This window comes from Sphingomonas sp. ACRSK (assembly GCF_022346685.1).
Classification (GTDB): Bacteria; Pseudomonadota; Alphaproteobacteria; order Sphingomonadales; family Sphingomonadaceae; genus Sphingomonas; species Sphingomonas molluscorum.
The window spans coordinates 19,238-32,391 of the sequence record NZ_JAKRNR010000015.1 but is presented as its reverse complement, the minus strand read 5'-3'; the positions used below and the strand labels follow the sequence as shown (position 1 = coordinate 32,391).

The 13,154-nt window shown below is 67.4% G+C and carries 15 protein-coding genes; 6 read left to right on the top strand and 9 right to left on the bottom strand.

Features of this window, described 5'->3' with window-relative positions; translation table 11 throughout:
* Window positions 1-182 precede the first annotated feature (182 nt).
* The 9 genes from MHZ35_RS09775 to MHZ35_RS09735 form a co-directional block, all read right to left on the bottom strand.
* A complete protein-coding gene (locus tag MHZ35_RS09775; protein ID WP_239435428.1) occupies window positions 183-635 on the bottom strand; it encodes a DUF2243 domain-containing protein in 453 nt (150 codons plus the stop codon).
* 284 nt (window positions 636-919) lie between these two features.
* The gene (locus MHZ35_RS09770; protein WP_239435427.1) at window positions 920-1,798 is read right to left on the bottom strand and encodes a formate/nitrite transporter family protein; all 879 of its coding nucleotides are present in this window, start codon (window positions 1,796-1,798) and stop codon (window positions 920-922) included.
* Between the two features lie 4 nt (window positions 1,799-1,802).
* Entirely contained in the window at window positions 1,803-2,468 is a 666-nt protein-coding gene (locus tag MHZ35_RS09765) for an HAD family hydrolase (RefSeq protein ID WP_239435426.1), read from the bottom strand.
* Window positions 2,469-2,559: 91 nt separating this feature from the next.
* Window positions 2,560-3,417, bottom strand: a complete 858-nt coding sequence (locus MHZ35_RS09760; RefSeq protein WP_239435425.1) for a type 1 glutamine amidotransferase — start codon at window positions 3,415-3,417, stop codon at window positions 2,560-2,562.
* Between the two features lie 80 nt (window positions 3,418-3,497).
* On the bottom strand, window positions 3,498-4,268 hold the full coding sequence (locus MHZ35_RS09755; RefSeq protein ID WP_239435424.1) for a DUF72 domain-containing protein: 771 nt from the start codon (window positions 4,266-4,268) through the stop codon (window positions 3,498-3,500).
* Between the two features lie 14 nt (window positions 4,269-4,282).
* On the bottom strand, window positions 4,283-4,612 hold the full coding sequence (locus MHZ35_RS09750; RefSeq protein WP_239435423.1) for a hypothetical protein: 330 nt from the start codon (window positions 4,610-4,612) through the stop codon (window positions 4,283-4,285).
* Between the two features lie 8 nt (window positions 4,613-4,620).
* Window positions 4,621-5,406 carry an SDR family oxidoreductase gene (locus tag MHZ35_RS09745; protein ID WP_239435422.1) on the bottom strand — a complete coding sequence of 262 codons (786 nt, stop codon included), beginning with the start codon at window positions 5,404-5,406 and terminating at the stop codon, window positions 4,621-4,623.
* Window positions 5,407-5,495: 89 nt separating this feature from the next.
* The gene (locus MHZ35_RS09740; protein WP_239435421.1) at window positions 5,496-6,371 is read right to left on the bottom strand and encodes an alpha/beta fold hydrolase; all 876 of its coding nucleotides are present in this window, start codon (window positions 6,369-6,371) and stop codon (window positions 5,496-5,498) included.
* Between the two features lie 58 nt (window positions 6,372-6,429).
* Window positions 6,430-7,227 carry an SDR family oxidoreductase gene (locus MHZ35_RS09735; protein ID WP_274615795.1) on the bottom strand — a complete coding sequence of 266 codons (798 nt, stop codon included), beginning with the start codon at window positions 7,225-7,227 and terminating at the stop codon, window positions 6,430-6,432.
* A gap of 347 nt (window positions 7,228-7,574) precedes the next feature.
* Here MHZ35_RS09735 and MHZ35_RS09730 point away from each other — a divergent pair, with 347 nt between their 5' ends.
* The 6 genes from MHZ35_RS09730 (at window position 7,575) to paoC (ending at window position 13,100) form a co-directional block, all read left to right on the top strand.
* On the top strand, window positions 7,575-7,769 hold the full coding sequence (locus MHZ35_RS09730) for a hypothetical protein (protein ID WP_239435420.1): 195 nt from the start codon (window positions 7,575-7,577) through the stop codon (window positions 7,767-7,769).
* 148 nt (window positions 7,770-7,917) lie between these two features.
* Complete coding sequence (locus MHZ35_RS09725) at window positions 7,918-8,478, top strand: DUF421 domain-containing protein (RefSeq protein WP_239435419.1); 561 nt, start codon at window positions 7,918-7,920, stop codon at window positions 8,476-8,478.
* A gap of 74 nt (window positions 8,479-8,552) precedes the next feature.
* Window positions 8,553-8,738, top strand: coding sequence for a DUF3606 domain-containing protein (locus MHZ35_RS09720; protein ID WP_239435418.1), 186 nt, complete (start codon window positions 8,553-8,555; stop codon window positions 8,736-8,738).
* 557 nt (window positions 8,739-9,295) lie between these two features.
* Entirely contained in the window at window positions 9,296-9,937 is a 642-nt protein-coding gene (paoA, locus tag MHZ35_RS09715; protein ID WP_239435417.1) for an aldehyde dehydrogenase iron-sulfur subunit PaoA, read from the top strand.
* On the top strand, window positions 9,934-10,884 hold the full coding sequence (locus MHZ35_RS09710; RefSeq protein ID WP_239435416.1) for an FAD binding domain-containing protein: 951 nt from the start codon (window positions 9,934-9,936) through the stop codon (window positions 10,882-10,884). Before paoA ends, MHZ35_RS09710 begins: the two co-directional genes overlap by 4 nt.
* Complete coding sequence (paoC, locus tag MHZ35_RS09705; protein ID WP_239435415.1) at window positions 10,881-13,100, top strand: aldehyde oxidoreductase molybdenum-binding subunit PaoC; 2,220 nt, start codon at window positions 10,881-10,883, stop codon at window positions 13,098-13,100. Before MHZ35_RS09710 ends, paoC begins: the two co-directional genes overlap by 4 nt.
* Window positions 13,101-13,154 lie beyond the last annotated feature (54 nt).

Sequence of the window (13,154 nt, the reverse complement as noted above, 5' to 3'; positions counted from 1 at the left end):
CGGGATGGTAGGGACGGCTCTTCGGCGCGGGCTCGACAGGCCACGATTGTTCATCGCGGGCATCTTGAGGATTCCTCGTCGCGACAGAGAGGGAGTGGCTGAAGGGCCGCTCGTCCAGTCCAGAACGCAGCGAGGTCGGAAGCGTTGCGCCTGCTCCGAGGTGTGGCCGGCATTCGCTGCCCTCAGCGGCGCCGACACAGCCACCAGCCAACCGCGACCATCCCTGCTCCCCAGAGCAGGAACAGGCCGTCCCACACGGAGAGCCCCGCCGGTTCATAGACGTGGTGGAGTTGAAGCAGGTGGTGGTCGATCACCCCCTCGACCAGGTTGAACAGGCCCCAGCCGATCAGCAGGGCGCCGCTGAAAAAGCGCCCAGACAGGTCGGCGTCGCGCCGACGCCCCGCGCGCCAGAGAAGCGCGATGCCGATGGCCGTGAGCATCCAGACGCCGGCGTGAAAGAAGCCGTCCCACACCATGTTCACCTTGGCGCCGACATAGTCGGTGTTCGGAATTCGGCCGGACAGCATGTTGTGAAACTGCAGGATCTGGTGGAACAGGATCCCGTCCACGAAGCCGCCCATGCCCATGCCGAGTGCGAGGCCGGCGGACAGAAGCGGTCGGCGGCTGGCGATCATGACCGGGACCTTTCCTCAGGCTCTCGAAGGACCAGAGCGACCACCGCGAGCAGGAGCGTCAGCGGCAACGCGACCGCGCAGGCATTCCACCACAGGTCGCCCGCCAGCAGGCGTTCGCGCACGGATGCTGCCTGGGGCGAATGACACAGGGTGCATGCGAGCGCCGGCACCGGACGGAGCGCCGCGGTCGCCAGGACGGCGATCCCGGCGAGGTGCCTGAACCTTGCTGCCATCCCGTGCAGACGCGTGGCCGGCCCCAGGGTTCCGGCGCTCAGGAACTGCCGCTATTCGCCCTCGTCCGGATCAAGCTCCCCGTGCACCTGGCCATGGGCGAGCACCGCGAACAGGCCGGTGCCGCCGATGATGTTGCCCAGCAACGACGGCAGGATGATGCGGCCGATGGCGTCCGAAAGCCCCACCTCTCCTTGCAGCCAGAGCAGCCAGGCCTCTCCCGATCCCGCGACCACATGGCTGAAGCCGCCCAGCGCGATCACATAGGTGATCAGGACGATCACCCAGAACTCGCTGCCTCTCGCATTCGGCAGGATCCATGCGATCGACGCCACCAGGAAGCCGGCCGGCATGCCCAGCATCAGCGTCGTCATCGCATCATGCCGGAGCACCGAGCGCGAGACCTCCAGCGTGGCGGAGAGTTGCTCCGGTCCGACGATGATCTGATGGGCGACCAGCAAGGCGACGAAGAAGGTGCCGACCAGGTTGGCAACCAGGACGGTGACCCAGAGACGAAGCAGCCGGGCAAGGTTCCGCCGCGTCGGGTGAGTGGCGAGCGGAAGTACGGCCGTCACCGTGTTCTCGGTGAACAATTGCAGGTTGCCCAAGATCACGATCACGTAGCCGACCGAATAGCCGAGCGAGGAGATCAACTCCGCCCAGGGTTCCTTGGGCAGCTTCTCCTGCAAGAACGCCTCGGCCAGGATCGACGCGCTGAGGCCCACCCCTGCCGCAAAACCGGAGAAGATCAGCGAGGCCAGCGGTCTTCCGAGCTCCTCGTCGCCCTGGAGCCGGATGACCTCGTGGACGACCTTGGGCGAGCCCGAGCGGCGCTCGTCGACGGAATCGACCTCCTCCTCGGTCAACCCTTCCACGGGCTCGGCCTCTGGACCGCCCTCGCTTTTCAGGTCCTTGTCGCGGGAGCCGGACATCGGCTTAGCGTCCCAACGGCGAGCGGTCATACTCCGCAAGCAGCGCCGCGACATCGTCGTAGATCGCGATCGCGCCTGCTTCGCGGAGCGTCTCCTCGGGGAACTTGCCGGAAAGCAAAGCGATGGTCGCGATACCGCATTTGCTGGCTGCCTCCACGTCATAGGGGCTGTCGCCGACCACCAACACCTCCTCTGCGGACAATGGTGCCACCTTCTTCAGTGCAGCCATAAAGATGTCGGGCGCCGGCTTGGTATGTTCGACATCCCCGGAACTCGTGGTCGCCTGGACGAGGTCGCGCGCATCGAGCAGGTCGAGATAATGATCGACCTCCTCGGCCGACGCGGACGAGGCAAGCACCACCGTCTGCCCCGCCGCATGGACGCGGGCGAGCAGGTCATGCGCGCCGGGAAACGGCCGCACCTGTTCCAGCAGGTCGGGCTTGAAGACCGCGCCATGCGCCTCCCCGAGCTTTTCGATCAGGTCCGCGTCCGCATCGGGGATGAGCGTCGGCACCAGCATGTCCTTGCCCTTGCCGATCTGGCCGTGGATGGTCGCGCGGTCGAAATCGGCTTCGATGCTCCGGAATGCTTCCTCCCAGGCGAGCACGTGCATGTCGTTGCTGTCGACCAGCGTCCCGTCGACGTCGAAGAATACGGCTCGATATTTCACGTAGGACAGCTCCCTTCCGGAAAGGTGATGGCGCCAAAACCGAGGCTCAACGCACGAACGCACCGGAAGGACCGGCGGATGTCGGCCCCGCTCAGGCGCGGCTCCGGGCGGAGCGGGTCGGCAGCACCAGATGGGTGAGGAAGTTGCGCAGCTCCGTCATGCGCGCAGTCGCATCCGTCACCTGCTCGTTCAGTCCGAGCCGCCACGCGAGATCGCGCCGATCGGGCTGGCGGTGCAGTTCCTCCACCAGCGCGGCATGGCTTTCCACGTCCTGCTCGTCCCGCGCGAGACCGTGCTCGATCAGGTCTTCCGACTGGCGGCGGAGGGCAGCGGCGACTTCGCGCAACGAGATTTCCGGATGATATTGCACGCCCCAGAAGATGCCGTTCCCGTGGCGGATCTCGGCTGCCTGGACGCGCGTCACGGAGTTCGATGCTAGCAACCGGGCACCCTCGGGAAGCGCATCGACCTCGTCGGTGTGGATCGCCGGCGCATCGAAGACCGGCGGGCGCCCGTCGAGGAGGAGATGCCCCTCCCCCGCCGGTTGGCGCGCGATCCGGCGTGCAAAGCCCGCCTCCCGCCGCTCCTGCATCGCCCGAACCGTGCCGCCAGCCGCAACCACCGCGACCTGCAGCCCGGCGCACGAACCGAAGGCAGGCGTGCCGGACTGGAAGACCGCTCGCATGAAGTCGACCTCGCGTCGTGTTTCGGGCGTGTCCTCGTACAGATGCAGCGGCGAACCGGTGAGAAACACCGCATCATAGCCCTCCAGCCCTACGGCATCGGGCACGCTGCTTCCACGGTCGGCCGGCTTCACGCGGTCACAACTGGCATCCGGCGCCAGGTCACCCAGGCGCTTGAGGAAGGTCTCGCCGGAACTGCGGCCGACACTGTCCCGCCGCTTCTCGCGGGCGGCGGGCGGCTCACTCTCGGCGACAAGGATACGCATGGACGCTCGCAGACGACAGGGGGGTGGGAACTGGCGGCGGACAGGCTTGCGCTGCCAGGTCGGAGGAGCTGAAACGTCAACTATCCCAAATGGTTGCGCCCCAAGCCCTGGATCCGATCCTTATCGGTTCCAAAGGACTCGGTGAGCTGCAATGCGTTGGGAAGCGCCGCGCCGGACGCCGTGTTGTCGAAGATCGCCCAGCACTCGGCGGCGGCGGTGCCCGCCGCGGCCATCGCGTCATGAAGGCGAGCGATGGCGAGCGCATCGTATGAGGACCGATAGATGACCGGCGACCCGTGCAGCCGGAAATAGGCCAGCCCCGCCCATCCACCCGGCTCGGCCGCGCGGGGATGAACCGCAGGGTCGGCAGCCACGCGCGCGACTGCATGGTCGCGGAGCAGTCGTTCGGCCGCTTCCTCAAACCAGCTGGGATGCCGGGGTTCGCAGACGATCGCCGGCCCCAGCCGCGCGGCCAGTTCCGTGAAGAACGCGCCCGCAACCGCCGGCTCGAACGCAAGGCTGGGCGGCAGTTGCACCAGCGTCGGCCCGCGATTGCTGCCGAGGCCCGCGATCTCGTCAGCGAAGCGCCCCAGCAGATCGCCATAGCCGACCAGCTTGTGCTGGTGGGTGATGGTCTTCGGCAGCTTCACCGAGAAGCGGAAGTGCGGCGGGACGCTCGCCGCCCAGCGCGCGTAGGTGGAGGCCCGATGCGGGCGATGGAAACTGCTGTTGATCTCCGCGGCGTCGAGGTGATGCGCGTAGCGCTGGAGATGGGTTCCCTCGCCCGGCACCGCCTCGGCGGCTTCGCGCGGGATCGACCAGCCCGCGGTACCGATCCGCAACCGCGCCACTTGGCTACCCGCTCCTAGAGCGTCCATATGCGATAGCAGCGGATCAGTATCTCTTCCTGCGAAAATCGGGCTTCCAGATCACGCCGGTACCGCGCCCACCAGTCTCGGTCCACGTCATCGACCATGACCTCTGCCGTGATCATCCGATCACGGGCGGTGCCGTCGCCGCGCCCCTCCGCCCAAAGCCCCTCGGCCGGACTCCGGCTGAACAGCGTGACGCCACCGAACGCCTGCAGAAGCTCATCGCGCACCCGGTCGAACATCTCTCGTGTGAAGGGGGCACCTTCATTCGACGTGGTCGGAAGGAAGAGCTCGACGAGCCAGCGGGGCTGCAGATCGTCCACCAGCTCCCTCACCCGACCAGCAGCGATTCCGCGCCGTCGATCCAAACCGGTGTGCCGCTGATGTGTCGTGCCTGATCCGAAAGCAAGAAAAGCACGAGGTCCGCCACTTCGTCAGAGGTGCCGGGCTCCCCATCGGTCAGCGGGATCTTCCCTTCCGGATATTCGACCGGCTCGCCCGCGACCGCCGCGTCGCGGTGCGTCGTGCTCTCCTCGATGCCGGTTTCGATCTGTCCCGGGCAGATCACGTTCACGCGGATCCGGAACTTGGCGAGCTCCAGCGCGAGCATCTTTGCCATCGCGACCTGCGCCGCCTTGGTGCAGCTGTATGCGGTCGCGCCGGCGTTCGAGAAAATGCGGGTGCCGTTCACCGATGCCGTGATGACGATGGCGCCGGCACCCGCATGCTTCAGGTGCGGCACGGCATAGTGGAGCGTGAGATACGTGCCCCGCAGATTGGTGTTGATGGTACGGTCCCACTCGTCGGGCCCGAGTTCGTCGATGGGCGCCCAGACGCCGTTGATGCCGGCACTCGCGAACACATGATCGAGCCGCCCATAGGCGCGCACGAGATCGGCGACCGCGGCCTTCACCTGATCCTCGGCGGAGACATCCGCGACGAGCGGCAGAGCGCGACCGCCTGCATCCGCGATCTGGCGGGCAACCTGTTCGGCATCCTCGGCGGTGTGGGTCAGCACCCCGACTGCGCAGCCTTCTTCCGCGAGCCGCAGGGCAACGGCCTTGCCGATGCCCGAGCCCGCGCCGGTTACCAATGCCACCTGTCCCGAAAAGCGCATGCCGTCAGCCCCACTATTCAAGCTTGTGACGTCCGAACGATCCCGGGGGCGCTTCTATCCCGCCCCGCCAGCCGGTCGTGGCGACCGGTTCAAGATTGGAGGTGATCGAGGATCCGCGCCGTCACCCGCTCGGGCTGCTCGAGATGAAGCCAGTGGGTCGCATCCTCCAGGATCTCCAGGTCACCTTGCTCGCACTGCCCCAGGCTCGCACGTGCGACATGCGGCTCCAGGAAGCTGTCCTTTCCGCCCCAAAGGATACGCGTGGGCACCCCGATCCGCGCCGATCCGCCCGACCTTCGATGCCGAAGCGCGCGATAGTAGTTCAGCATGGCGGTAAACCGCCCCGGCCGCTGCCAGGCCTGCATGTAGCGGTCGAGCGCTCCCGCTTCGAACGCGCCGGGAGCGGCCGAGCCCTCCATCATCGTGCGCAAGCCTGCAAAGTCGAAGCTTCCGAACACGGCTTCCGGCAGCCACGGAAGCTGGAAGAACATGGCATAGCTGCTCCGCAGCGCTTGGGTTGGGTGCTTGAGCGCCTGCGCTCCCCATACGTCCGGATGCGGCGCGTCGAGGATCACCAGCTTTTCGACATGATCGGCGTGGCGAGCCGCGACCCACCAGGCGACCACCCCGCCCCAGTCGTGGCCGACGAGGTTGAAACGCGGCACGTGGAGAGCCTTGGCCAGGCCGACCACATCGGCTGCCAGCACGTCGAGGTCGTAGGAGGCGAGACCCTGCGGCGCCTCGCTCAGATTATAGCCCCGCAAATCCGGGACGATCACCCGGAAGCCGGCGTCGGCCAGGGGTTGGATCTGCTTGCGCCAGGCCCACCAGAATTCCGGGAAGCCGTGCAGCAGGATGAGCGGCTGCCCGTCTCCCGGTCCGGCCTCCACGACATGCAACTCGATGCCGTTCGCCCGCACCTGCCGGCTTGTCCAACCCGCGGCGATCCATTCGTTATCGGTCATGCCGGCTCAAGCCGCGGGAACCAGAGGAGTTCCCGGGCTCGCAACCGGCCCGGCCGCGTCAGGGGTTTCCCTTGCCGCCATTCGCCCCGACCACCCCACCGGTGGTGAAACTCGAATCGTCGGAGGCGAGAAGCACGTAATGCGCCGCCAGTTCCGCCGGTTGGCCCGCGCGTCCGAGCGGCGTGTCCTTGCCGAACTCGCCGAGCTTCCCGGGCAATTGCCCGCCGGCGACTTGCAGCGGCGTCCAGAACGGGCCCGGCGCGACCATGTTGACGCGGATCCCCTTCTTGGCGAGCTGCTTGGCGAGACCCTTGGTGAAGATCAGGATCGCGCCCTTGGTCGAGGCATAGTCGAGCAGTTCCTCGCCCGGATCATAGCTGTTCACCGAACCCGTGTTGATGATCACGGCGCCCGGCTTCAGGTGCGGGATGGCGCTCTTGCTGAGGCGGAAGGTCGCAAAGATGTTGGTCTCGAACGTCCGGACCATCTGCTCGTCGCTGATCTCCGAGATGTCGGCCTTGCTCTGCTGGTAGGCCGCATTGTTGACGAGGATGTCGAGGCCGCCCAGCCCTTCCACTGCGCGCGCGATAATGCGCCTGCAATTGTCGAGGCCGCGAATGTCCATGGGGATGGCCACCGCCTTGCGCCCGGCCTCGCGGATCAGGGAGACGACCTCGCGGGCATCCGGCTCCTCGTCCGGGTGGTAGTTGATCGCGACGTCGGCACCTTCCCGGGCATAGGCGATGGCTGCCGCACGTCCGATGCCGCTGTCGCCGCCGGTGATCAGCGCCTTCCGGCCCAGGAGCTTGCCCGAGCCCTTGTAGCTGGTCTCCCCGCAATCCGGCCGCGGGCTCATCTTGCTCTGCAGGCCGGGCCAGGGCTGGCGCTGTTCGGGAAAAGGCCCGGCTGTATATTTGCTCCGCGGATCCCGCAGCGGAGCCGGTGCCGCGCCCGGGCCTGCGCTCTGGGCCAATCCGGGAGCGGCAGTGGCCGCCAAACCCAACGCCGCCCCGCCAAGCAACGCCCGGCGCGAAGGTTCGCCTGTGCTCACTGTCTGTCTCCTGATTGGGAAAACCCCGAACGGGCGGCAGCATCAAAGGTTTCGCGATGCTGGGACAAGGATCGCCCCAGCCCGAAAACCGCGACATCGGTGGCGCAATCCGCGGCACCTGTGCGTTGACCGGATACACAGGGAGGTTCCCAATGGACGAGCGCAAGATCAGCAACGGCCCGAACGAACGCGCGCCGGATGAAAGCATCGCGGGAACGGGTCCCGGCATTCCCGACGAAGCCCTAGCCCCCGGCGAAGCGCTTCCGGCCGCGCCTTCCGACGAAGAAGTTCAGCGCGTCGCGGCAAAGCTCGGAGTAGCCCGGACGGCTGAGCGCAAGGACGATTGATCGGGCCGAGCCGGGTCGATGGTCCATGCGCCTTGCTCCGGAGTTTCGCTCGCCCGCAGCCCAGTCGCCCTTCTATTTTCCTGCCGGCGCGCACTGCGGCCCGCTTCCCGCGTTAAGCGATCGGATTGGCAGCAGGAAAGGAAACGACGTGGACTGGGCAGAACTGTTGCTGGGCATCGGGCGTGAGGCGCAGGCGCTTTCGGCCGGGCAGATGGCCTGCCGCGCAGTTGTCCTCTATGTCGCCACGCTCGCGATCGTCCGCATCGGCAAGAAACGCTTCCTCAGCCGGGCGAGCGCGTTCGACGTAATCGTCGGCATCGTCATAGGATCGATCGCCAGCCGCGCGATCACCGGCAACGCGCCCATCCTGCCATCGCTTGCGGCCATCGCGGCCGTCGTCGCGCTGCACTGGCTGGTCTCGGCCGTTGCGGTGCGGTGGCATGGCTTCGGGCATCTCATCAAAGGACGCGACGAGATCCTGATCCGCGAAGGCATCGTCGACGAGCACATGCTCCGTGCCGCCCATATGACAGACCGCGATCTCAGCGAGGCGCTGCGCGAGGAAGGTGTGGCGGACCCCGCAAGCGTGAAGCAGGCGCACCTGGAGCGCAACGGCAAGGTCAGCGTGATCAAGTCGGAAGGCGGCGCCAAGGTCGTCGACATCGCCGTTGCGCCTGGAGTGCAGACGGTGCGGATCGAGATCAACTGACGCTCCTTCGGTCGGTGCGCGGGAACCAGTCCGCAGTGCCGCGGATTCCAGTTCTACCTATCAGGAGGCTGGAAATGGCAGACGACAAGACCAAGGTGGGCGGCGCCGATCGCCGGACGGTGGCGGCCGAAGAACCCTATGAGGTGGAGTATTTCGCCCGCAAGCATGGCCTGCATGCGCAGCAGGCGCGCGATCTGATCGCCCGCATCGGCAACGATCGCGCCGCGCTCGACGCCGCCGCTGAGCAGCTGAAGGGCTAAGGCCCTTGTTCCTGCTCTTCTCCCGCCGGATCGGCTGCCTGGGGTCGCTCGTGATCTCGGCCATCGCGACCGTGCTGATCCTGGCGCTAATGGGAGTCGTGCAGATCTAGAAGCGCGCAACTTTCCTGTTGGCCGCCTGAACTCCGGCATCGCAATGGTTTGTCACCGATGGCCGGTGTCCCCATGCGGCCAACACCTCAACGCAGGTTCCGCCCGCCGTGCCGCCACTCGTTTCGAGCAGGCTTTGGCACAGGCCCCCTCCGCACCCATGTCGAGGGTCCGCTGAGCGATCCCCCAAACCTCGCGTTGGCTGATCGCCCCACCCCAGCTGCCCGCCCTGTCGCGCGGCTGGGCACCTCCGCCGATCTGCGCCCGTCGGAGCTGACGGCGATCTCCCACCGTTACGCTTTTCGATGAACAATATTCATCGCTTCGTTGAGTTGCTTTGCAGGCGCGATCGCCTGTGCCAAGCGTTAGAAGGAACGAAGGTGCGCGCAACGGCGGTGCGGCCAGCGTATGCGCGGCGCCGACGGATCGGCGAAGAAGGAACCTATATCATGGCCGTAGAGGCTGAATTCGGAATGTCTCGCCGAACCGTTCTTGCCAGCGGGGCGGCGACGGCGGTCGCCGCGACTGCGCCGGCGAGCGCCGCGGCAGCGCAGGCGACAACCGCTGCGGAAGCGGTGCCGACCATGCCCGTCTCGTTTGAGGTGAACGGCCGGAAGCGCGATCTCACGCTCGATCCGCGCACCACGCTGCTCGATGCCCTGCGCGAGCACCTGCACCTCACCGGCACCAAGAAAGGCTGCGACCACGGGCAGTGCGGCGCCTGCACGGTGATCGTGAACGGCGTCCGCATCAACTCCTGCCTCAGCCTCGCCGCCCAGCACCAAGGCGACACGGTCACCACGATCGAGGGCCTGGGCACGCCTGAGAAGCTGCACCCGATGCAGGCCGCGTTCGTGCGCCACGACGGCTACCAATGCGGCTATTGCACGCCGGGCCAGATTTGCTCGGCGGTTGCGGTACTGGACGAGATCAAGCGGGGTGTGCCGAGCCATGTGCAGGCGAACCTGACAGAAAAGCCCGGCTTCACCAACATCGAGATGCGGGAGCGGATGAGCGGCAACATCTGCCGGTGCGGCGCCTATTCGAACATCGCCGAGGCCATGGCCGAAGTGGCGGGAGCCAAGGCATGAAGGCCTTTACCTACGAGCGCGCTACGGACCCGGTGGCGGCCGCCCAGGCCGCGGCCCGGCCGGGCACCAAGTTCCTGGCCGGCGGCACCAACCTGCTCGACCTGATGAAGCTGGAGATCGAGGCGCCGGCCCATCTGGTCGACGTACAGGACCTGGGTTTCGACAAGATCGAGAAGACCGCGGACGGCGGCCTCAGGATCGGCGCGCTCGTCACCAACACCGATCTTGCGACCGACGCGCGCGTGCGCCGCGACTATGGTGTGCTCGCCCGTGCGATCGTGGCGGGCGCGTCCGGCCAGCTTCGCAACAAGGCGACGACCGCGGGCAACCTGCTCCAGCGCACTCGTTGCCCCTATTTCTACGACACCAACATGCCTTGCAACAAGCGCAAGCCGGGCTCCGGCTGCAGCGCGATCGGCGGTGTCTCGCGCCAGCTCGCGGTGATCGGATCGAGCGAGGCCTGCATCGCGACCAATCCCAGCGACATGGCGGTGGCGATGCGCGTGCTCGACGCCACGGTCGAGACGGTGAGCCCGCAGGGGCAGACGCGATCGATCCCGATCGCCGACTTCCATCGGCTGCCGGGCGACACGCCGCATATCGAGAATGTGCTGACCCCGGGTGAGCTGGTCACCGCGGTGACGCTGCCGAAGCCCGTGGGCGGGTTCCAGATGTACGAGAAGGTGCGCGACCGCGCCTCCTATGCCTTTGCCGTCGTCTCCGTCGCCGCGATCGTCCAGAAGGACGGCACGGGCCGGGTCGCGTTGGGCGGCGTCGCGCACAAGCCGTGGCGGGTCGAGGCGGCGGAGGCGGCGATGCCGCAGGGCGCCAGGGCCGTTTCGGCGAGGCTGCTCGCCGGGGCGAAGCCCACGCACGACAACGCATTCAAGCTGCCGCTCGCCGAGCGCACGCTGGCAGCGGTGATGACCGAAGCGAGGTCCGCATGAAGTTCGACACGCCCGCGGGCACCAACCCCATCGATCAACAAAAGGTCGTGGGCCGCGCCCACAGCCGCATCGACGGACCGCTCAAGACGACCGGCACGGCACCCTATGCCTATGAGTTCCACCATGAGGTTGCCGACGCCGCCTATGGCTATGTGGTGGGATCGGCCGTGGCGAAGGGCCGGATCCGCGAGATGAACCTGCGCGACGCGAAGGCGGCGCCGGGGGTGATCGCGATCGTGACGGCCGCCGACGCCGGCAAGCTCGGCAAGGGCAACTACAACACGGCCAAGCTGCTGGGCGGACCGGAGGTCGCCCATTATCACCAGGCGATCGCCGTCGTGGTGGCGGAGACGTTCGAGCAGGCCCGCGCCGCAGCCGCGCTGATCCGCGTCGACTATGACCGGGGTGCCGGCCGCTTCAACCTGGACGAGGGGCTCAAGACCGCGCCGTTGACGGGTGGCAACAGCGGCGAGGGCAGCGAATCCCCGCCCGAGCACCGGGTCGGCAAGTTCGAGGAGGCCTTTGCGGCAGCGCCCGTGAAGCTGGACGCACTGTATACGACGCCCGACCACAGCCATGCGATGATGGAGCCGTTCGCCTCCATCGCCGCCTGGAACGGCGACGAGCTGACGCTCTGGACGTCCAACCAGATGATCGACTGGGGCCGCTCGGACCTGGCCAAGACGCTGGGGATGCCGAAGGAGAAGATCCACTTCCTTTCGCCCTATGTCGGCGGTGGCTTTGGCGGGAAGCTGTTCCTGCGCACCGACGCGGTGCTGGCGGCGCTGGGCGCGCGCGCGGCGAAGCGGCCGGTGAAGCTCGCGCTGCAACGCCCGCTGATCGCGAACAACACCACGCACCGGCCAGCGACGCGCCAACGCATCCGCATCGGCACGACCCCGGACGGAACCATCACCGCGATCGCGCACGAGAGCGGATCGGGCGATCTGCCCGGCGGCGGCCCAGAGACCGCGGTGAACCAGACCGAGCTGCTCTATGCCGGCGCCAACCGGCTCACCTCGCTGCGGCTCGCCGTGCTCGACCTGCCGGAGGGCAATGCGATGCGGGCGCCCGGCGAAGCGCCGGGCATGATGGCGCTGGAGATCGCGATCGACGAAATGGCCGAGAAGCTCGGCATGGACCCGATCGCCTTTCGCGTGAAGAACGACACCCAGGTCGATCCCAAGACGCCGACGCGCCGGTTCTCGCAGCGCAACCTCGTCCGCTGCCTGGAGGAAGGTGCCGACCGCTTCGGTTGGTCGCGTCGCCAGGCCAAGCCCGCCCAGGTGCGGGACGGCCGCTGGCTGGTGGGCATGGGCGTGGCGGCGGCGTTCCGCAACCACCTCGCCCTGCCGTCCGGCGCGCGGGTACGGCTGGGCCGCGACGGGGTGGTGACGGTCGAGACCGACATGACCGACATCGGGACCGGCAGCTACACCATCATCGCCCAGACCGCGGCCGAGATGATGGGCGTGCCGATCGAGCAGGTGGCCGTGAAGCTCGGGGATTCGAGCTTCCCCATCTCTGCCGGTTCGGGCGGCCAGTTCGGCGCCGCCAGCGCGACCTCGGGCGTCTACGCCGCCTGCGTCAAGCTGCGCGAGGCAGTGGCCCAGCGGCTCGGCTTCAACTCGGCCGACGCGCAGTTCACCGGCGGCAAGGTCACCAGCGGCAATCGCTCGGCCCCTCTGGCAGAGGCGGCGGCTTCCGGAGAGCTGGTTGTCGAGGACAAGATGGAGTGGGGCGACCTCGGCAAGCAGATGCAGCAGTCGACCTTCGGCGCACATTTCGTGGAGGTGGGCGTCGACGCGTACACGGGCGTCACCCGCGTGCGGCGGATGCTCGCGGTCTGTGCGGCCGGGCGGATCCTGAACCCCGTCACCGCCCGCAGCCAGATGATCGGCGCGATGACGATGGGCGTCGGCGGCGCGCTGATGGAGGCACTGGAGGTCGACCGGCGCTTCGGCTTCTTCGTCAACCACGACCTTGCCGGCTATGAAGTGCCGGTCCACGCCGACATTCCGCACCAGGAGGTGATCTTCCTGGACGAGGCGGACCCGACGGCGAACCCGCTGAAGGCCAAGGGCGTGGGCGAGTTGGGGCTCTGCGGGGTCGGGGCGGCGGTCGCCAACGCGATCTACAATGCGACGGGCGTCCGAGTGCGCGACTATCCGATCACGCTGGACAAGCATCTGGAGAAGTTGCCTGCGATCGCCTGATGCGGACAGCTGCCACGCTTCTCCCCTTCGATGCGGTTGTTCCTATCGAAGGGG